The sequence below is a fragment of the Amycolatopsis sp. cmx-11-51 genome (genome assembly GCF_047608665.1).
Taxonomy (GTDB): domain Bacteria; phylum Actinomycetota; class Actinomycetes; order Mycobacteriales; family Pseudonocardiaceae; genus Amycolatopsis.
Genome location: NZ_JADNQO010000004.1, coordinates 439,782 through 459,556, shown reverse-complemented (window position 1 = coordinate 459,556; position 19,775 = coordinate 439,782). Strand labels below are relative to the sequence as shown.

Below are 19,775 nucleotides of genomic sequence, written 5' to 3'. Positions count from 1 at the left end.
GCGAGTGCGCGGCAATGGGTGTCTCCCGCTTCGGACACGGGAATTCCGTCGCTCAGCGGTCGACCGCCGAACGCTGGGCGACGCCACCGGGCAACGCGGCGAGCAGCGATTTCGTGTACTCGTGTTTCGGGTCCAGCAGGACCTCTTCCACGGTACCGACCTCGACGAGCTTCCCGCGGTACATCACCGCGACGCGGTCGGCGATGTTCCAAGCCAGCCCGAGGTCGTGGGTGATCACCAGCCCGGCGAGACCCAGTTCACGCCGCAGTCGCAGCAGCAGCGCGAGGATCTCCCCCCGCACCGACGCGTCGAGCGACGCCACCGGTTCGTCGGCCACGATCACACTGGGGTCCAGCGCGAGCGCACCGGCGATGACCACCCGCTGCCGCTGCCCGCCGGACAGCTCGTGCGGGAGCCGGTCGAGGAACTTCGCGGCAGGCCTCAGTTCGGCGGCTTCGAGCGCCTTGGTGACGATCTCGTGTTCGCTCGCGCTCATGCCGTGGATGCGGGGACCTTCCGCGACGGCCTCGTACACCGTGTGGTTCGGGTTCAGCGCGCTGGTCGGGTCCTGCAGGACCAGCTGGACCTGCCGCCGGTACGCCTTGAGCCCGGCGCCGCCGAGCGGAACGGATCTGCCGTCGTAGCGCACCGCGCCGGAGTCGGGTTTCTGCAGCCCGAGCAGCGTCCTGGCCAATGTCGTCTTACCGGAGCCGGACTGGCCGACGAGCGCGACGATCTCGTCCTTGCGCACCTGGAGGCTCACCCCGGCGACGGCGTCGATCCGTTTGCCGGTGCGGTCACGGAAGCTGACACGCAGGTCTTCGGCCTCCAGCAGCGCGGGCTGCTCTCCGGTGCGTTCCGGCTCCGGCGGCAACGGGGTACTGGTCGCGGGCGCGAACCGGGACTCCGGATCACCGACGGTCGGGAACGCGGCCGCCAGCGCCTTGCTGTGCTCGTGGTGCGGCGCGCTCATCAGTTCCGCGCTCGGCCGCTCCTCGACGATCTCGCCGTCGTACATGACCGCGATCCGGCGGCAGGTCGCGGCGAGCACCGACAGGTCGTGGCTGATCATGATCAGGCCGATCCCCTGTTCGGCGACCAGCCTGCCCAGCAGGTCGAGCACCTGCGCCTGGACGACGACGTCGAGCGCGGTGGTCGGCTCATCCGCGATGATCAGCCGCGGTGAACAGGCCAGCGCCATCGCGATCATGACGCGCTGCTTCTGGCCGCCGGACAGTTCGTGCGGGTACGCCCCGGCGCGGCCGGGCGGCAGGTCGACCTGTTCGAGCAGTTCCGACACCTTGGCCTGGACGCCGGCGTCCGAGAGCGCCTTGCCGCCGGGTGGGTGCAGGCGGATCGGCTCGGCGATCTGCTCTCCGATCCGGCGGACCGGGTTGAGCGCGTGCATCGCGCCCTGGAACACGACCGAAGCCTCGGCCCAGCGCACCGCGCGCAGCCGTCCCCACTTCATGGCCGTGACGTCTTCGCCGTCCAGCAGGATCTCTCCGCTGACCTTCGCCGAACGTGGAAGCAGCCGCAGCACGCTCATCGCGACGGTCGACTTCCCCGACCCCGACTCCCCCGCCACCCCGAGGGTGTCGCCGGGTTCGAGCACGAGGTCGACGCCGCGGACGGCGGCGACCTCACCGCTTCCGGTGGCGTAGGTGACGCCGAGATTCTTCAGTTCCAGCAAGGGGCTCATGAGTGCTGTCCCTTCAGGCGCGGGTTCAGCACGGTCTCCAGCGCGCGTCCGACGAGGGTGAAGGCGAGAACGACCACGACGATCGCGATACCCGGAGGCAGCAGGTTCCACCAGGCTCCCTTGCTGATCGCGCCGTTGTTCAGGGCGGTCTGCAGCATGGCTCCCCAGGAGATGGTGTTCGGGTTTCCGACGCCGAGGAACGCCAGTGTCGCGTCCGCGATGACCGCGTTGCCGACGACGAGTGTGGTGTTGGCCAGCACGAGCGGCATGACGCCGGGAAGGACGTGCTTGCCGACGATGTGCAGGTGACCGCCGCCGAGCGCCTTCGCTCGCTCGATGTACGGGCGGCCCTCGATCGTCAGGGTCTGCGCCCGGACCAGTCGCGCGGTGCTCGGCCACGCGGTGACGCCGATGGCGACGATCACCGTCATGGCGCCCTGCTCCAGCACCGAGGCCAGTGCCACCGCGAGCACGAGCGACGGCAGCACCAGGAAAAAGTCCGTGAACCGCAGCAACAACCCGGACAGCCAGCCGCCGAAATGCGCGGCCGCGATCCCGATGATCGTACCGATCAGCACCGACAGGAACGCCGCCGAGAACCCGACGAGCAGGGAGATCCGCGCACCCCAGAACGTCATCAGCAGCACCGAACGGCCGTCGATGTCGGTGCCCAGCCAGAACTCACCGCTGGGCGGGGTCAGCGAACCGCCCTGTGCCTTGGTGACGTCGAGCCCGGACTCGTCCGAGATCACCGGCGCGAGGATGGCCAGCACCGTGATGAGCCCGAGGAACGCGAGCCCGAAAACGCCCGCCTTGTTCGTGGTGAACTCGTGCCAATGCTTCGCCACGGCCGCGCGACGGCGCCGCCAGACGATCGAACCGGGTTTCTCCGCTGTGGTCATGCCGTCCGCACCCTGGGGTCGAGCACGCGGTAGAGCAACTCCGCGAGCAGGTTCATCAGCACCACCGCGCCGGCGAGGGTGACGAAGACTCCTTGCAGGACAGGCAGATCAGGGCCGCGGAGCGCTTCGTAGAGCAGCTGCCCGAGCCCTGGCCAGCTGAACACGGCCTCGACCGAGACCGCGCCCGAGACGACCATCCCGAACTGCATGAAGACCAGCGTCACCGTCGGCAGCAGGGCGTTGGGCACGGCGTGCCGCTTGCGGACGAGGTCGTCGCGCAGCCCCTTGGCCCGCGCGGTGGTGAGGTAGTCCGAGTTCATCTCGCCGATCAGGGACGACCGCATGACCAGCATGTACTGCGCGTAGAACACCACTAGCAGGGTCACGCACGGCAGCACCAGATGGTGCAGGACGTCGAGCCCTTCGCTGAAGAAGCCCAGCTCGACATCCGGCGAATGCATGCCGCGGCTGGGAAAGAGGCCGTTGGTCGCCACCAGCAGCATGAGCCCGAGCCAGAACTGCGGGACCGACCACAGGGTCAGCGCGATCCCGGTCTGGACCTTGTCGAACCTGCTCCCCCGGCGCCACCCCGCGCGAATGCCGAGCCACAGTCCCAACGCGACCGCGAGCACGGTCGCACTGCCGACCAGCAGGATCGTCGGCCACAGTCGCTCGCCGACCATGTCGAAGACCGGGCGCCGCTGCAGGTACGAAACCCCCATGTCGCCCTGGAGCAGGCCGACGATGTAGTCCCAGAACTGCTGCAACAGCGGCTTGTCCACGCCCATCTGCGCCCGGAGCTCGGCCATCATCTTCGGGTCGGTCGGCCGGTCGCGGACCATGAACCGAACGGGGTCGCCGGGCAGCGTCCGGAACAGGAAGAACCCCAGGACGACGACGAGCGCGAGGCTCGCCAGCGCACCGCCGATTTTGGAGAGCACGAACCGGGCGGTGCCGGTCCCGCCCCGGCGCTCGTCGGGATCGACGAGCGCCGGGGACTGGTCGAGGGAACTGAGTGCTTCGGTCAACGCGGTCCTTACTCCCGGTCGTCGGCCGACTTGCCGCGCCGCACGAGCAGCACGCCGCCGCCGACGAGCACCACGAGCACGACCGCGCCGATGCCGATCCACAATCCGGTGTTGGTGCTTTCCTCGGGGTTCGCCGCGGCCGCGTCCACCGGGGTGGCGCCGTAGACGCCCCAGTAGCCGGACTGCTCGAGGATCGCGCCGTCGGGCTGCGGCTGTTTGGCGAACGAGGCGAACTTGTCCGAGCGGTAGGCCTCGAGCACGTTGTCGTAGTCCAGGACGACATCGACGTACTCGCCTGCCAGCACGGCCTGCGCCTGCTTGACGAGCTCGGCGCGCTTGGCCGGGTCGAACTCGGTCAGCTGCTTCTTGTACAGGTCTTCGTAGCGCGGATCGCAGAAGAAAGTCGACGAGGTACCGCCGTTGCCCTCCGCGTTCGGACGGCCCGCACAGGTGTTCAGGCTGAGGGCGTAGTCCGGGTCCGGCGAGGTGCCGTAGCCGGAGATCGCGAGGTCGTAGTTGCCCGCGGTGGTGCGGTCGTCCACCTCGTCGTCGGAAACGAGTTCCTGTTTGACGGCGATGCCGATGTCCTTGAGCCAGCCACTCACGAACTGCGCGGTGCGCTGGTCGAACGGCCGGTTCGCGTGGCCGGCGAGCCGGAACTCCAGCTTCGCGCCGCCGGGGGCGACGCGGATGCCGTCCGCGCCCCTGGGGTAGCCCGCCTGGTCGAGGGTGCCGTTCGCGGCCGCGATGTCGAACTTGGCCTTCTCGGCCTCGGACGGGCTCCAGGTGTAGGCCTTGTAGATCGCGGGCACGACACCGGTGCCGGGCTGGCCGTAGCCGTTCATCACCTTCTGGACGATGGTCTCCGTGTCGATCGCCTGCGCGATCGCCTTGCGGACCCGGATGTCCTTCAGGATCGGGTTGCCGTCACCGATCGGCTGGTCGAGGACGTTCTTGACGCCGAAGTTGATGATGAGCTCGTTGTACCGGCGGCCGGGAGCCTTGTTCGTGGTGATGTTCTTCTCGCTCTTGAGCGCGTCGAACTGCGTCGGCGTGAGCCGGTTGATGACGTCGACCTCGCCCTGTTTGAGCGCGTTGACCGCGGCCTCGGCGTCCTTGAACTGCAGCAGCTGCAGTTCGTCGACCTTGGGCGCGCCACGCCAGTAGTCCTTGTTCGCCTTGAACTTCACGAACTCGTTCTTCCTGTACTCGGTCAGCAGGTACGGGCCGCTGCCGACGCCGACCACGGCCATCTCGTCGGTCGAGGGGGCGTTGAGGTCCTTGATCGGCTCCCAGATGTGCTTGGGCACGATCGGGACGTCGAGCGAGGTCATGCTCGACTGCGGGGCCTTGGTCTTGATGACGAGCGTCTTGTCGTCCGGCGCTGAAACCGACGCGAAGTTGCTGACGTAACTGCCGTTCGCGGTGCGGGCGTTCTCGTCGTCGAGCATCCGCTGGAAGGTGTACGCGGGATCCTGCGCGGTGATCGGCTTGCCGTCGGACCACTTCATCCCCTGGCGGATGGTGAAGGTCCAGGTGAGCTTGTCGTCCGACGTCTTCCACGATTCGGCGATGCCACCAGTGGGCTGGGTGTCCTCGGCCGAAGGCAGGGTGAGGAACTCGTAGTTGAACCGGCCGACCTGCGTCGACGCCGCCAGCTGGGCGGTGAAGGGGTTCAGGTGGTCGATACCGGTCGTGAGCGCCACCCGGAGGACCTTGCCCTGCTGCTGCGCCGCCGCGGCCGGCACGAAAGGCACCGCCGCGACCGCCGAAGCGGCAAGGACCGCGACCACGCGGATACCGCGCCGTCGCCTGGGAAAACGCTCTGTGCGCACGAAGACCACCCCATCGAAAACTCGCTGTGCCCAACCCCCGAAGCGGAAAAGTAACCACATGTCGCGGTAACCGCGCAATGACTCGCCAATACCGATCGTGCACGGCGGATGTCGTCGCGTGGTCGACTGCTACTTTACGTTCGAAAACAGTAGCGTTGAGTCACCACTCCGGCGCGTGAGCTGGGCACACGTGCACTGTCCTGGGTATTCAAGGGAACCGGGCTTGCAGAAGACTTGCGCGCGATGATGCTCAATCGATACGTAGCGGCGAAGCGCGAGCAAAGTGACGCCGCGTAACCGTCCCGTCTCAGCCGACGGAGACCTCCCGGCGCCGCGCGGTGGCGGCGGCCGCGTAGAGCCACGCGAACAGGGCCCACATACCCGCGAAAATAAGTCCGACGGTGGCGTACGCGATCGTCCACAGCACGGCGGGCGTTTCCGACTTCCGCTCCCGTTGCAGGAACTCGATCTCGGACATGAACGCGCGCGAACCCGACGCCGCGTCGATCGCCGGTGCGTTCGCTGCCGGGTCTGCGGGCGCGTAGATCGGGGCCAGCCCCATCATCCGGTTCGGGACGTGCACGCGGATCCCGGTCTTCCACTGCCCGAACACCGGCAGAGGCTGCGCCGTGCGGTACACGCCGTCACCGATCTTCTCCAGCGGCGCGGTGAAGAAATCGCCGCCCTGCCAAGCGAAGCCGTTCAGCCACACGGCGTCGCCCGCCAGGTCCGGCCGGGAGATCGTGACGGTTGCGTCGACCCATCGGGGCGTGCCGCCGCCGTGCGGGTTCGAGATCGGCAGCCCGGTGGCGGCCTCGGTCAGCCTGATGTCGGCGGTGAACCCCGCTTCCGGATCCTGAGGGACGGCGACCGCCGACATCAGGGCGACCGCACCCAGCGCACCGACGAGCCCGATCCGGTGCCGGGGACCGGCCGCGGGTTCCAGCGTCGCCGTCTCCTCGACCCGCTGGAACTGCCAGACGCCGATGAACGCGCCCGCGAGTGCCGCACCGGTCCCGAACAGGATGAACAACGGCAGATGCGCCGTGGGCCAGGGGTTCGGCATCAACCAGTGGGTGAGCGCCGCCTCGGCGAGCATCCCGGCCGTCCCCACGAGCAGACCGGCGACAGCGGCGAACGAGTAACCCTGTCGGTTGCGCATCGCCAAGGCGACGACCTCGATGATCACCGCTTCGGCGACGTAGGGCAGCAGCGACGCGACGTGCAGGTCCGCGAACAGCGGAATGATGGTGAACGAAGCACGGGTGGCGAGGAAGACCGCGACGACGATCAGCGCGCCGCCGGGGCCCCAGGACAACCGCCCATAAGTCAGCGTCCAGGCGCCGATCAGGCCGACGAGCACGACCTGGGACAGCATCGGGAACTGCGGGACGCCGAGGTCGAACTCCATGAGGAACGCCGAAGCACCCATCATCCAGGCACCGGCGAGCACCGGGCCGAGCAGACGCACGATCGGTCCGGTCGCGCCGACCTGCCGTGCTTCACCGAGCAGCAGCTGCAAGCCGAGCACGACGCACACCCCGCCGCCGATCATCAGGACGTGCGTCGGGCCCCATTCGGTGACGTCCTGGCCGAACAGCCGGTGCCAGACGTCGTCGAGCGGGAAGCCGGCGATGCCGACCAGACCGGTGGCCATCATCTGGATGGAGCCCATCGGCGCCCGCCAGTGCGGGCCGATCTTGAACGTGCGCTTGGGCAGGTTCTCGGTCGCCAGGGTCGCGCTGAGCACGCCGCTGGCGAAGATACCCATCAGTCCGAAGTAGATCGGGTAGTGCGACGGATTCGCGAGCGGGCCTTCGTCGCGGCCGAGTTCCATGTGGATCGGCACGTCCCAGTAGACGCCGATCAGCGCCGACATCCCGGAGAGAAAGGCGACGAACATCGGCAGCGCGGCCCAGCGCGGCAGACCGCTGAAGTCACCCATCCAGTCGGCCACGCGACCGAAGACGGTCTTCTTGCCCGCGCGCTCCCGGAGGACGAATACGGCCAAAGGCAGGAAGACCGCGGTGAACATCAGGCCCGCGATGACGATCTGCCCGAATTGCGCACCGCCCGCAGGCGGGCTCTCCTGAGCCAAGAACACCGTTGTTCGCCTTCCTGCTAACCTCAGTAACTGTTACCTTGGGGTAACACGATAGGGGCAAGGTCCCGGCCAGGCAAGCCGGGGCGTACGACTTGGAGGGACCTCGATGCGGAGGATCGGCGGGATCTGCGGGATCACCGTGGCCGCGCTGCTGGCTGTGACGGGCTGTTCGGGATCGACCGGTTCCGAACCGGCGCCGGGCACCGGTCCCCGGACCGTGAAGTTCTCGATCACCGAGGGCAAGCGCACGGCGGGCCCGGAAGAGGTCGCGGTGCGCACCGGCGAGAACGTCGCGCTGGAGGTCACCTCCGACCAGGCGGACGAACTGCACGTCCACGGCTACGACAAGGCCGCCCAACTGGCTCCCGGGGTCCCGGGTACCGTCGCCTTCACCGCGAACATCGACGGGATCTTCGAGGTGGAACTGCACAAGAGCGGCGCGGCGGTGACCAAGCTCCGGGTGAGCGGATGATCCTGGCGCACGGTCTCGGCGGCCGGTCCGATCTGCCGGTCCCGCTGTGGCTCGCGCTCTACGCAGGCGCGGCGGCCGTCGTGATCTCGTTCTTCGCGCTCACGATTTTCTGGAAAGAACCGAAGCTCCGCGGCGCCGAAGCCGGCCGCGCACTCCCACTCGCACTGCAACGGATCGTCGCCAGCGCCTTCACCCGGATCGCTTTGCGCGTGCTCGGCGTGGTGTTGTTCGCGGGGTTCCTCGCGATGGCCACGGCCGGTCCCGCCAGTTCGGCCGCCAACCCGGCTCCGGCGTGGTTCTACGCCTGGTTCTGGGTCGGCCTGGTCCCGCTTTCACTGCTGTTCGGGCCCGTCTGGCGGCGACTGAATCCACTGAGGACGGTAGCGTCGCTGATCCCCGCACGACATCGCGAACTCCCGGACCGACTGGGCTACCTGCCCGCGATCCTCGGCCTCCTCACGTTTCTTTGGCTGGAACTGGTCTTCCCGCATTCGGACTCGCCACGTGCGATCGCCCTCTTCAGCGCCGTGTATGCCGTTATACACATTGCTTTCGGTGTGGTCTTCGGTCCGCGCTGGTTCGACCGCGGTGACGCTTTCGAGGTCTACGCGCGCTTGATCGCGGCCCTCTCCCCCTTCGGCAGGCGCGGCGACGGGCGTCTCGTGGTCCGGAATCCGCTCGACGGGCTGCTCACCATCTCCCCCGCGCCGTGGCTGACCGCGCTGGTGCTGGTGGTGCTCGGCTCGACGGCGTTCGACGGCCTGACCCGGCTCCCGTTCTGGACGTCGCTGGACGCCGGTGTCCTCGGCGGTACCGCGGGGCTCGCGGCCTGTATCGCGCTCACCTACGGCGCCTACGCGGGCGCCATCAGCCTGACCAGGCCGTACCTGCGCCGCGGGTTCGACCCGTATCCCGCGTTCGCGCCTTCGCTGATCCCGATCATGGTCGGCTACACCGTCGCGCATTACTTTTCGTTCGCCGTGTTCTCCGGGCAGCAGGGCTTCGGCCGCACGATCGACTACACGGTCGTCTCGACCGGAGTGATCGCGCTGGTGCAGATCGCCGGAATCGTCGCCGGGCACGTGCTGGCCGTGACCTCGGCCCATGATCGTTCCGTCGGCGTGCTGCGCACGAACTACGTCAAGGTGGGCCAATACCCCATGCTGGCACTGATGATCGCCTACACCGCACTCGGGATCGCGCTGGTCTCCGGCTCATGACCCTCGCGGCGCGGGTGATGATGATGCACCAGGGCGGCTGGGACGAGATCCTCATCTTCGTCGGGCCCGTGGTGATCATCGGGCTGCTCATCTACGTCGCGCGCAAGCAGGTCCCGACGACGCCGGAAGAGGACGACGACTAGTCGGTGTCTCTCAAAGCGCGCTTTCGGATTTCCGCAGCCGGGCCGCGGCATCCGCTGGTCACCCACTCAGCCAGATCAGCGGCCCACCTCCGCAAAACCGAGGCCTCCGGCCGACAAGAAACGCGCGCGCCTGTCCTCACCCAACCTGCCAACCTCAGTTCGGGAGACACGCTCTAGTCCAGAGCCCGTGAAGGCCTCCTTCCCTACCTTGAGGATCAGGGTCCCGGCAAAGTCGCGGAGCTGCTGGTCGGCGCTGCTCTCGGTGATCCGGACTTGATATCGCTAGCGCCTGCACTCGACCGTGTGCCGGGCATATGTCCGTGAACCTCTGTTGATCAAGCTCCGCAACCGGTGCGAGCCCGCGACGATGTAGGGATTGGGACACTCAACGTCTCCATTCCTCCATCGTCAGCCCCACGCAGCGACGACTAGCCGCCCGACCTGACCTGCAAAACCTCGACTTTGGCGGGACCCTGACCTCAAGAGCGGGGAGAGAGGCCTTCCCCGCGTCGCCGGCCCGGCGTGGGAAGCAGATCGACCCAATCTCTCCGCGCGAAGGACGCCTTCCCTGCATGACATGCGGGAAGTCCCCGTGACCCTCGATGAAGGGGCCATCACTTACCAGGAAGGGACTCCTGACCGGCGAGCAGCAGTTTCCCGGCCAGTTCGGTGACCTCGTCGCGACTGCGACCGCCATGGTCCGCGGCCATGAAGTGCTTGCCGACGAGCAGGGAGAACGCGAGCAGGCACCGGGCCTCGACCTCGTCCTCGTCGGTGAAGATCTCGCGCATGAGGGAGCGCAGGTAGTCCATCCGCTGGTTGTCCACCCGCCGGAGCCGCTCGGCGACCGCCGGGTCTCGCCTCGACCAGTCGCGGATCGCGAGGTCGACCGGCAGGAGACGGTCGCCCGCGAGCAGGCCCGCACGCCGGATCTTCGCCCTGGCGTCCCCGCCTCCGCGCTCGACGTTCTCGAACAACTCCCCGGTGCTCCTCCGCTCCCAGGTGGCGAGCATTTCCTCGATCAGCGCGCCGCGGTCGGTGAAATGCCCGTAGAAACCGCCTTTGGTGACGCCCAACGTCTTCGCGAGCGCCTCGACGCGGACCGCGTCGGGGCCGCCGGTCGACAGCGCGCGCAGCCCGGCGTCGATCCACGCGCTCGGTGGGGTCCGGATTTCCGCAGCCATGACGATCACCGTATCCCGCGTCACCCCGCCACCACGACGTCGATATATACGCTACCGTATAGATGGCGGAATTCACTGGGAGGAAACAGACATGACTGTCGGATTCGTGGCGACGCATTATCCGCACCCCGAACACCACGACGACTTCGTCTCGCGAGTTCAGCGGGTCGCCATCGCCTTGCGGGCCACTCCGGGCTGCCTCGCCGCCGAATGCTGGGTCACCGCGACAGGCGACGCGGTCGTCTCGATCGTGCGCTGGGAATCGGAAACCGCACAGGCCGCTTCGATGCGAGCGCTGGGCTCGGCGGACGTGGACGTCGCCTTCGACGACCGCGAAGTCCGGCCTCGCGAGATCGTCCAGCTGGTGTCGGCGTGAAACTCGCGGACACCGCGCACACCACGCGGTCCTGGCGGATCCACGAGGTCGCGGGCGACTTCGACATCGAAGACGTCTGGGCGCTGGAAACACCGGGCGGGCCAGACGACTTCGCCAGACTGGTGAAGCAGTTCTCGTCGGGCGACTTCCCGGCGGGCGCGCCCCTGATCGTCCGCGCGCTGTGGGCGCTGCGCTGGAAACTCGGCGCACTGTTCCGACTGGACGAACGGGATTCCGGCCTCGATTCACGGGTCGAATCGATCCGTGACAGGCTGCCGGACGACCTCCGCGACACCCCCACCGGCCCGGACGAAGACTGGCTGCCGTTCACGCCGATCTACCGGCTGGACGACGAATTCGCCGCGGAGATGGCGAACAGCACCATGCACGGGATCCTGCATCTCGCATGGGTCGAGGACGGGCCGGGCCGATATCGCGGTCAGATGGCGGTACTGGTCCGGCCCAACGGCCGGTTCGGGCGGGCGTACATGGGGTTCATCAAGCCGTTCCGGTACCTGTTCGTCTATCCGGCACTGATGCGGTTGATCGAGCGGAAATGGAAAGCCGCTTCCTGAGAGGGTTCTCGTGAGCGGCAAGGACGGTTCTATTGACTGGAAGGGCAAACGTGTCGTGGTGGGTGTCAGGTCCACCGGTCCGAGGTTGGCGTCACGGTTGTCCCAGTGGTCAGCGCTGCTGGTGGTAATCCGGACTTGACATCGCTAGCGCCTGCAAGGGCCCAGTGGGGAAGATTTTAGACGGTGAACGTCCGAAATCTTCCCCACTCGGGCGTGTGCCGGAGGGGGCATGCCCCAGAACCTCTGTTGATCAAGCTCCGCGACCGGTGTGACCCCGCGACAATGTGGGAATGGGGACACTCACCTCCCATTCCTCCATCATCAGCCTCACGCAGCGACGAATAACCGTCCTCACCACTCACGAGCCGACCACGCGGCGCGTGCTCCGCACCAACGTCATGTCCTTCTCTCGCACCGGCTCGTGGCAGTGCGCGCACACCGTCCGCGGCGCCAGATCCTGCCCGCAGGAATGCCGCCAGACCGTCGGCGGCGGCCCCTCGGTGACATACTTGTCGCCCCATGCCATCAAATTCAGCAGCACGTGGTTGAGCGCGTGCCCCGCCTCGGTGAGCACGTACTCGTAGCGAGGCGGATGCTCCTCGTAAAGCCGCTTTTCGAGGATCCCCGTCTCCACGAGTTTGCGTAGCCGAGCGGTCAGGATGTCCCGGCTCGCCCCCGTGTTACGGGCGATCTGATCGAATCGCCGCGCCCCGAAGAACACCTCACGCAGCGCGAGCAGGCTCCAGCGCTCCCCGATCACCTCCAACGCGTTGGCGATCGAGCAATCCCTCCGTCCTTCGGTCATGCGACCAGCGTAAACCCAGTGAGTCTTGATTTCCAACCGACTCGATGCCACAGTGAGTTGGAGATCCCAACTCACTCTTGGAGGCAGCCGTGCTCGACGCGGTCATCGTGGACGCCGTCCGTACTCCGATCGGCAGGGGAAAGCCCGGTGGCGCCCTGCACGAGATCCACCCGGTCCAGTTGCTGGCCCACACCCTGCGGTCGCTCGTCGAACGCAACGGCCTCGACCCGGCGCTGATCGACGACGTCATCGGCGGCGCGGTCGACCAGGTCGGCGAGCAGGCTCAGAACGTCACACGCTGGGCGGCACTCGCGGCGGGGCTGCCGGAAAGCGTGCCCGCGACCACCGTCGACCGGCAGTGCGGGAGCAGTCAGCAGGCCGTGCACTTCGCCGCGCAAGGCGTGCTGGCCGGCGCGTACGACGTCGTCATCGCCTGTGGTGTCGAGTCCATGAGCCGAGTCCCGATGTGGTCGAACGTCCTGCCCGGTACCGATCCCCTCGGTCCCGGCGTCGCCGAGCGCTATCCGGAAGGCCTCGTACCGCAAGGGGTCAGCGCCGAACTCATCGCCGCGAAGTGGTCGCTCAGCCGCGAGGCGATGGACGAGTTCGCGGTGTCGTCGCACCGGAAGGGGCGCGGGCGCACGAACTCGGGCGGTTCGCGAGCCAGATCGTGCCGATCGAGACGCCGTCCGGCCTGGTGTCCACCGACGAATCGGTCCGCCAGGGCACGAACCTCGCGACACTCGCCAAGCTCCGTCCGGCGTTCCCGGATCCGGCGATCTCCGAGCGATTCCCCCAGCTCGACTGGTCGGTGACCGCGGGCAACAGCAGCCCGATCAACGACGGGGCCTCCGCCGTCCTCATCACCTCCAGCGCGACCGCGGTCCGGCTGGGTCTCCGGCCTCGCGCCCGCCTGCACAGTTTCGCCGTCACCGGATCCGACCCGCTGCTCATGCTCACCGGCGTCATCCCGGCGACGGAAAAGGTGCTGCGTCGCGCGGGACTACGGCTGGAGGACATCGGCCTGTTCGAGATCAACGAGGCCTTCGCCAGTGTCGTGCTGGCGTGGCAGCAGGAAACCGGGGCAGATCCGGCCAAGGTCAACGTCCACGGCGGCGCGATCGCGCTGGGGCATCCGCTCGGCGCGAGCGGCACCCGGCTGATGGGCACGCTGGTCAACGCGCTCCACCACCACGGCGCTCGCTATGGGCTGCAGGCCATGTGCGAGGGCGGCGGCCAGGCCAACGCGACCATCGTGGAGGCGCTGTGACCGACCCGCTCCCCAAGAAACTGGCGAGCCATCCGCCGGTACAGGCGGTGCTTGCCAAACGCACGAAAAGCCGTCGCCGGTGATCGACGCCGCCTGGCTCGAGGAGATGTGCCTCGCCCCCCAGGTGCCGACGACGCGGCGGCCGTCTCACTCGATCACCCGGATCTGACCGGCGAGCGGGAGCACGTCCTGCGGGCGCTGCCCGGCACCAGGACCCTCGTCGGAGCGGGAGAACCATCCCGGCCGGGCTCGGCGCCGTGGGGCTGCACCGCAAGATGATCCATCCGAAGTTCGGCAACTTCGTGCTCCTGGCGACGCTCCTGGTCGACGCGAGTTGTGCGTCGCGGCTTGCCCGATCGGGGCCATCTCGAAGACCGGCGAGTTCGACTTTCTCGCCCTGCTCGACGCACAACTACCGCGAGTTCACCGAACGCCAAACCCCCACAAGCCGGTGAAGGAGGTCGATGGCGGCTACCCGACAACGCGGTAACGGAGGTGAGTGACGCCGTGCTCGCCTTCGAGTACCCGCACCCGCTCGAGTTCTCGGTGCGCGATGCCGAGGTGCTCGAACAGCCGGACCCCATCGCCCAGCAGCACGGGGACCAGGTGGATCTCGAGTTCGTCGAGCAGCCCCGCGCGCAGCATCCGCTGGGCCGTACTCGCGCCGTGCACCAGGACGTCCTCGTCACCGGCGGCCAGTTTGGCGGCGCGCACCGCGGCCCCGACATCGTTTGAGTAGCGCACCTTCGGCCAGTTCGCCGCCCATTCCGGCGCCGGGTGCCTGCTGAGGATCTCGATCGGGACGCCGTCGTGGTGATCGCCGCCCCAGCCTTCGGCCGGTTCGAAGGTCCCGCGTCCGGCGACGACCGCGCCGGTCGCCATGAACTCGTCGCGGATCGTGCGATTCACCCTGCCGGCCTCTCCGGCGAACAGCCAGTCGTGCAGCCGCTCCCCTCCCGCACCGAGCCCCTGCTCGAGGCTGACATCGGGGCCGGCGATAAAGCCGTCGAGGGACATCGACATGTACAGCACGGTCGAGGACATCGGTTCGCTCCTTCGGTCGGTTCTGCCTACGCGTCGAACGGCGGGTCCGGTCTTCGACACGGTGGGCGCGCGACTGAGCCTCCGCCGTCACATCTTCCGTCAGCCATCCGTCAGGGTTACGACGGACAGTGATGAAGGATGGGGACCGTGGACGAACACGACTGGCTGGCGCGGCGCTTCGAGGGACACCGGACGCACCTGAGGGCGGTGGCGTACCGGATGCTCGGTTCGCTGAGCGAGGCTGACGACGCGTGCAGGAGTCCTGGCTGCGGCTCAACCGGGCAGGCGCCGAAGACGTGGACAACCTCGGCGGCTGGCTGACCACCGTCGTCGGCCGGATCTGCCTCGACATGCCGCGCTCGCGCAAGTCACGCCACGAGGACCCGGTCGGGGCGCAACTCGCCGACCCGATCATCGGCCAAGCGGGCGGGATCGACCCGGAACACCAGGTCCTGCTGGCGGATTCGGTCGGGCTCGCACTCTTGGTCGTGCTCGACACACTGGACCCCGCCGAGCGGCTCGCGTTCGTATTGCACGACATGTTCGCCCTGCCGTTCGACGAGATCGCGCCGATCGTGGGCCGGACGCCGGGCGCGACCAGGCAACTCGCCAGCCGCGCCCGCCGCCGTCTTCAAGGGTCACCCACAGTGCCCGACGCGGACTTGGGCCGTCAGCGGGAAGCCGTCGACGCGTTCTTCGCCGCGGCGCGGGACGGCGACTTCGACGCGCTGGTGTCGGTGCTCGCCCCGGACGTGGTACTCCGTGCCGAGGGTGGCGCGGCTCCGGCGGGAACCTCGCGCTCCGTGCGCGGGGCGGCCACGGTCGCTGGTCAGGCGCTCATGTTCCGGCAGACGGGCGCCGGCGGAGAGCTGCGGCCCGCGCTGGTCAACGGCGCGGCCGGGATGGTCGTCACCAAGGACGGCGTGCCGCAGACGGTCTTCGCCTTCACTGTCGTGGACGGGAAGATCGCGGCGATCGACATCCTCGCCGACCCGGACCGCCTCGCCGCGCTCGACTTCGAACCGCTGGGCTGAGCAAGTGTCGTGAAAGGGGCTGTCCTGACGAATCCTGTCAGGACAGCCCCTTTCACGACATGCGCGCTCCCGGGATCAGGAGGTCGGGAAGTTGTCCGCGGTGCGGATACGGTCCCGGATCCAGACGCCGGCGGGCTTCAACGGAGCCGTGCCGGTGAAGGAGCTGCCCGAGCAGGTGCCCGGTTTGAACACCGCGCCCGACCGGTTGTCGTCGGAGAAGTTCCAGTTGGTCCAGCTGATCTTCTTCGACGCCAGGAAGTCCAGGTACTTCTGGGAGTTGGTGAAGTCGTTCCCGCCGTCACCGCTGGCGGTCTGGGTGCCGAACTCGGTCACGAACAGCGGGATCTTGCTCGCGGCCCGGGTCAGGGCGTTGAAGTACTCGGCTTTGTGCGACGCCGCGTAGAAGTGGAACGTGTACATGAAGTTGGTGGCGCGCACCGGGTTGTTGAGGATGTCGGTCTCGTTGCGGCCGTCGGAGATGCCGAGCGAGCCCCATCCGTGGGTGCCCACGAGCACGACGCCGTCGGAGTCCTGGGCGCGGATGACCGGGATCATCTGCTCCGCGTAGCTGCGGACACGGTCCCAGCTGACGTTGTTGGGCTCGTTGGCGATGTCGTAGATGACGTTGGTCTTGTCCTTGTGCCGCTGGGCGATCTCGGTGAAGAACGTCTTGGCGCGGCTGAGGTTCGCGTTCGGGTCGCCGGGGGTGAGCTGATGCCAGTCGACCAGGGCGTACAGGCCGCGTTTGGTGGCTTCCTCGATGTACCCGTGCACCATGTCGGTGAACTTGCGCGGGTTGGTCTCGTAGCCGCCTTCCTGGATGTACATCGAGATCCGGAGGACGTCGGCCTTCCAGTCGTTGGCCAGCGCGTCGAGCGAAGCGGTCTTGACGCATTGGCTGTACCACTGGATTCCGTGGGTGCTCATGCCACGGAGCTGGATCGGCTTGCCTGCGGAGTTGCAGAGCTGGAGGCCGCAGACCTTCAGCTGTCCGTTGACCGCGGCCGGGCTGCCGGGCGGCAGGGCGGCGGCGGCCCGCGTCGCGGGTTCTGCCGCGGTCTCGGTCGCCGTCGAGGTGCTGGCGGTGGCGATCGGGGCCAGCAGTCCGGCGGCCAGTGCGGCCGTCATCCGGAGACGGAACTTGTCCCAACGCATTCGGCTTCTCCTCTCGCGTCGGCGGCACCGGCGTTGGTGGGCCGACGGTCAGGGCGGCGGAGTTAAATAGGAAACTTTCCTTACTATTGGAGGGTGAAGGAGAGATTACCTACGGGCTCCACGGACGGTCAAGACCTGACCACCGACTGTTTCGGCGACCTCGGGCATGCTCGGAGCGTGACGACCATCGTGGCCTTCCACGCGCACCCCGATGACGAAGTGCTGCTGACCGGTGGCACCCTCGCGCGCGCCGCAGCCGACGGGCATCGCGTCGTCCTGGTGGTCGCCACCATCGGCATGCGAGGCGCGGACGCCGCACGCCGGGCCGAGTTCGAGGCGAGCGCGAACATGCTGGGCGTCGAGCGGGTCGTGCACCTCGGATACGCCGGCAGCGGCCATGGCGCGATCCTCTACCCGGACCCGCCGGACTGGGTCCGCGTCGTCCGCGCGAGCACTGACGACGCCGCAGCGTGTCTCGTGGCGATCCTGCGCGAAGAGAAGGCATCTGTGCTTCTGAGCTACGACCGGAACGGCGGCTACGGCCGCGCGGGCTGCGGTCCGTGAAGGACTCCTTGAGGGACCCAGAGTCCCTCAAGGAGTCCTTCACGGACTCGGAACACTCGGCGCTAGCCTCACCACCGCGGCGGACCCGCGTCCACGATCTTCCGCGAAAGCTCCAGCGGATCGTGGACCATCAGCGACTCCATCCACCACGTCATCCCGGCCTGCCCCAGCGCAGGCAGGTCCACCTTGATCGGTTCCTCCCACGCGGGGCTCGCGTTCCCGGCGACCGCGATGTCGAAGGGGCGTCCCGGTTCCAGCCCGGCAAGACCGAGCGCGCGGTGGGTGTCGGCGACTTCTTCGGCGGTCGGCGTGTGGTCTTCCGGATTCGGGAAGATCCCGTCGCACAACGCCGCTCGCCGGACCACGCGCGGGTTGTCGGTGGAGCTCGCCACCCAGATCGGAATCCGGAACGGCTCGGGCGGTGCTTCGGCCAGCGCGACCTGATAGTGCGCACCGTCGTGATCGAACCGCCGTCCGGACCAGATCGCGCGGATGACGTCGAGTCCTTCGTCGAACATCGCCGACCGCGTCAGCAGGTCGGTCTGTTCACCGAATCGGCTGAAGTCGCCGGATTCGTCCGAACCGAGGCCGGTGCCGAGGATCAGCCGCCCGCCGGACAGCCTGCTGACCGTCGACGCGTGCCGTGCGACCACCCATGGGCGGCGCCGGGCGGGTGGCGTGATCATCGGCCCGAACAGCAGACCGCTGGTGGCGTGCGCGAGGGCACCGAGCGTCGTCCACGGATCCGCGATGGGCATCGTGTCCGCGACGACGTGGTCCCAGAGGAAAAAGCCGTCCCAGCCCGCCGCCTCGGCTCGTACGGCGAGGTCGACGAGCACCGCGGGCTCACCGAACGGGCCGAAAGGCGGCAGATAGACAGCGTGGCGGACCGTGCTGCCGGTCAAGTCGATCATCTCCCCAACGTCATCGTCGAAGTCACCGGACGGCCGCTTGTTCACGCCGTTCACCCACGTTAGCGTCCGGAAGATGGCGGGAAACGGTGAATGATCGGCGAAGTGGCCGGAGCATCGGGGAAGGTTACGCCGGGCGTCGGCTCTGGTGGTCGCCGTCTCACTATGCGCGACACTTTCCGCTGTGAACGCGTCCGCATCGCAGGATGACGGCTGGTCCCGTGACTTCTACTGGGGCGTGGCGTCGTCGGGTTACCAGTCCGAAGGCAGCGCCCCGGACAGCAACTGGAAGCGGTTCGTGGACCGCTCCGCCGGAAAGGACGGCGTCGACGAGTACCGGGACTCCGTGGACTTCCGGCACCGCTACGCCGACGACATCCGCCTCGCCGCCGGGCTAGGTGTCAACACCTACCGCTTAGGCGTCGAGTGGGCCCGTGTCGAACCCTCGCCCGGCCGGTGGGACGAGACCGAGCTGGCCTTCTACGACGACGTGCTCCGGCAGGTCCGGGTAGCGGGCATGACCCCGATGATCACCCTCAACCACTGGGTCTACCCGGGCTGGGCACTCGATCAGGGTGGCTGGGCCGAGACACGGACAGCCGACGCGTGGCTGGAGTTCAGCCGGAAGATCGTCGAGCGCTACGCCGGGCAGGACGTCCTCTGGGTGACGTTCAACGAGCCGCTCATCTTCCTCAAGAACGAACAGAAGGTCGGCGCGCTCGCCCCCACGCGGTACTTCGCGGCGCAGGCCAACGTCGTCCAGGCGCATCGGCGGGCCTACGACCTGATCCACGAGATCGATCCGGCCGCGAAGGTCACCAGCAACCAGGCCTACCTCACCGGGGTCAACGGGATGGCCGACTGGTTCTTCCTCGACCAGGTCAAGGACAAGCTCGACTTCATCGGCATCGATTACTACTACGGCCTCAGCATCGACAACTGGACGGTGTTCGCCGCCGCGACCGACAAGTTCTGGGATGTGAAGCTCCAGCCCGAAGGTATCTACTACGCCCTGCGCAGCTACCACAACCGGTTCCCGCGCCTGCCCCTCTACATCGTCGAGAACGGCATGGCGACCGACAACGGCGAGCCACGCGACGCGGACTACACGCGCGGGGACAACGTCCGCGACACCGTCTACTGGCTCCAGCGGGCGAAGGCCGACGGGATGAATCTCATCGGCTACAACTATTGGAGCCTCACCGACAACTACGAATGGGGCAGCTATCGCGCCCGGTTCGGACTGTACACAGTGGATGCTTTCACCGATCCCGCGCTGACCCGGCGCCCCACGGACGCCGTTCCCGCCTACCAGGGTCTGGTCACGGCGGGCGGCGTGCCGCGGGGCTACCGGCTCAAGCGCGGGCCGGGTCTCTGCTCGCTCGTGGACGGGCTGAACAGCTGCCTCAACCCGGCGAAGGTGGACGGACCGCTCGCGCCCATGAGGTGAC

17 protein-coding genes and 3 pseudogenes are annotated in these 19,775 nt (G+C 67.8%); 10 read left to right on the top strand and 10 right to left on the bottom strand.

What is annotated here, in order from left to right:
* Positions 1–52: 52 nt before the first annotated feature.
* From nikE to ACM6LU_RS18715, 5 genes are all read right to left on the bottom strand, one after another.
* A complete protein-coding gene (nikE, locus tag ACM6LU_RS18735; protein WP_414938988.1) occupies positions 53–1,702 on the bottom strand; it encodes a nickel ABC transporter ATP-binding protein NikE in 1,650 nt (549 codons plus the stop codon).
* Positions 1,699–2,604, bottom strand: a complete 906-nt coding sequence (locus tag ACM6LU_RS18730) for an ABC transporter permease (protein ID WP_414938987.1) — start codon at positions 2,602–2,604, stop codon at positions 1,699–1,701. Before ACM6LU_RS18730 ends, nikE begins: the two co-directional genes overlap by 4 nt.
* On the bottom strand, positions 2,601–3,632 hold the full coding sequence (locus ACM6LU_RS18725) for an ABC transporter permease (RefSeq protein ID WP_414938986.1): 1,032 nt from the start codon (positions 3,630–3,632) through the stop codon (positions 2,601–2,603). The genes ACM6LU_RS18730 and ACM6LU_RS18725 overlap by 4 nt, the downstream gene beginning before the upstream one ends.
* An 8-nt stretch (positions 3,633–3,640) precedes the next feature.
* Positions 3,641–5,425: an ABC transporter substrate-binding protein gene (locus tag ACM6LU_RS18720; protein WP_414939155.1), complete on the bottom strand. Its 1,785-nt coding sequence runs from the start codon at positions 5,423–5,425 to the stop codon at positions 3,641–3,643.
* Between the two features lie 349 nt (positions 5,426–5,774).
* On the bottom strand, positions 5,775–7,571 hold the full coding sequence (locus tag ACM6LU_RS18715) for a hypothetical protein (protein ID WP_414938985.1): 1,797 nt from the start codon (positions 7,569–7,571) through the stop codon (positions 5,775–5,777).
* Between the two features lie 106 nt (positions 7,572–7,677).
* Between ACM6LU_RS18715 and ACM6LU_RS18710 the strand changes: the two genes are divergently transcribed.
* The 3 genes from ACM6LU_RS18710 to ACM6LU_RS18700 are packed head-to-tail and all read left to right on the top strand — an operon-like array spanning position 7,678 to position 9,406.
* Positions 7,678–8,043, top strand: coding sequence for a hypothetical protein (locus ACM6LU_RS18710; protein WP_414938984.1), 366 nt, complete (start codon positions 7,678–7,680; stop codon positions 8,041–8,043).
* Positions 8,040–9,263, top strand: a complete 1,224-nt coding sequence (locus tag ACM6LU_RS18705; protein WP_414938983.1) for a hypothetical protein — start codon at positions 8,040–8,042, stop codon at positions 9,261–9,263. The genes ACM6LU_RS18710 and ACM6LU_RS18705 overlap by 4 nt, the downstream gene beginning before the upstream one ends.
* Positions 9,260–9,406 (top strand): hypothetical protein, encoded by a 147-nt coding sequence (locus tag ACM6LU_RS18700; RefSeq protein ID WP_168214319.1) that lies wholly within the window; start codon positions 9,260–9,262, stop codon positions 9,404–9,406. The genes ACM6LU_RS18705 and ACM6LU_RS18700 overlap by 4 nt, the downstream gene beginning before the upstream one ends.
* A gap of 614 nt (positions 9,407–10,020) precedes the next feature.
* Here ACM6LU_RS18700 and ACM6LU_RS18695 read toward each other — a convergent pair.
* Positions 10,021–10,590: a TetR/AcrR family transcriptional regulator gene (locus ACM6LU_RS18695; RefSeq protein ID WP_414938982.1), complete on the bottom strand. Its 570-nt coding sequence runs from the start codon at positions 10,588–10,590 to the stop codon at positions 10,021–10,023.
* Positions 10,591–10,681: 91 nt separating this feature from the next.
* Here ACM6LU_RS18695 and ACM6LU_RS18690 point away from each other — a divergent pair, with 91 nt between their 5' ends.
* Positions 10,682–10,966: an antibiotic biosynthesis monooxygenase gene (locus ACM6LU_RS18690; RefSeq protein ID WP_414938981.1), complete on the top strand. Its 285-nt coding sequence runs from the start codon at positions 10,682–10,684 to the stop codon at positions 10,964–10,966.
* Positions 10,963–11,541: a DUF2867 domain-containing protein gene (locus ACM6LU_RS18685; RefSeq protein WP_414938980.1), complete on the top strand. Its 579-nt coding sequence runs from the start codon at positions 10,963–10,965 to the stop codon at positions 11,539–11,541. The genes ACM6LU_RS18690 and ACM6LU_RS18685 overlap by 4 nt, the downstream gene beginning before the upstream one ends.
* A 358-nt stretch (positions 11,542–11,899) precedes the next feature.
* Here the strand turns inward: ACM6LU_RS18685 and ACM6LU_RS18680 are convergent, their stop codons facing one another.
* Entirely contained in the window at positions 11,900–12,346 is a 447-nt protein-coding gene (locus ACM6LU_RS18680) for a winged helix-turn-helix transcriptional regulator (RefSeq protein ID WP_414938979.1), read from the bottom strand.
* 89 nt (positions 12,347–12,435) lie between these two features.
* On the opposite strand from ACM6LU_RS18680, the pseudogene ACM6LU_RS18675 reads away from it, so the two are divergent.
* Positions 12,436–13,616: pseudogene (locus ACM6LU_RS18675) on the top strand (thiolase family protein).
* 108 nt (positions 13,617–13,724) lie between these two features.
* On the top strand, positions 13,725–13,895 hold the full coding sequence (locus ACM6LU_RS18670) for a hypothetical protein (RefSeq protein WP_414938978.1): 171 nt from the start codon (positions 13,725–13,727) through the stop codon (positions 13,893–13,895).
* Positions 13,896–14,087: 192 nt separating this feature from the next.
* On the opposite strand, the gene ACM6LU_RS18665 is transcribed toward ACM6LU_RS18670, so the two are convergent.
* The gene (locus tag ACM6LU_RS18665; protein ID WP_414938977.1) at positions 14,088–14,660 is read right to left on the bottom strand and encodes a dihydrofolate reductase family protein; all 573 of its coding nucleotides are present in this window, start codon (positions 14,658–14,660) and stop codon (positions 14,088–14,090) included.
* A 147-nt stretch (positions 14,661–14,807) separates the two neighbouring features.
* On the opposite strand from ACM6LU_RS18665, the pseudogene ACM6LU_RS18660 reads away from it, so the two are divergent.
* Positions 14,808–15,694: pseudogene (locus tag ACM6LU_RS18660) on the top strand (sigma-70 family RNA polymerase sigma factor).
* Between the two features lie 75 nt (positions 15,695–15,769).
* Here the strand turns inward: ACM6LU_RS18660 and ACM6LU_RS18655 are convergent.
* Positions 15,770–16,849 carry a glycoside hydrolase family 5 protein gene (locus tag ACM6LU_RS18655; protein WP_414938976.1) on the bottom strand — a complete coding sequence of 360 codons (1,080 nt, stop codon included), beginning with the start codon at positions 16,847–16,849 and terminating at the stop codon, positions 15,770–15,772.
* A gap of 177 nt (positions 16,850–17,026) precedes the next feature.
* On the opposite strand from ACM6LU_RS18655, the pseudogene ACM6LU_RS18650 reads away from it, so the two are divergent.
* Positions 17,027–17,392 (top strand): annotated as a pseudogene (locus tag ACM6LU_RS18650) (PIG-L deacetylase family protein); the annotation flags it as partial.
* Positions 17,393–17,481: 89 nt separating this feature from the next.
* Here the strand turns inward: ACM6LU_RS18650 and ACM6LU_RS18645 are convergent.
* Positions 17,482–18,381, bottom strand: coding sequence for an LLM class flavin-dependent oxidoreductase (locus ACM6LU_RS18645; protein ID WP_414938975.1), 900 nt, complete (start codon positions 18,379–18,381; stop codon positions 17,482–17,484).
* Positions 18,382–18,508: 127 nt separating this feature from the next.
* Between ACM6LU_RS18645 and ACM6LU_RS18640 the strand changes: the two genes are divergently transcribed.
* A complete protein-coding gene (locus ACM6LU_RS18640; protein WP_414938974.1) occupies positions 18,509–19,774 on the top strand; it encodes a family 1 glycosylhydrolase in 1,266 nt (421 codons plus the stop codon).
* Position 19,775 lies beyond the last annotated feature (1 nt).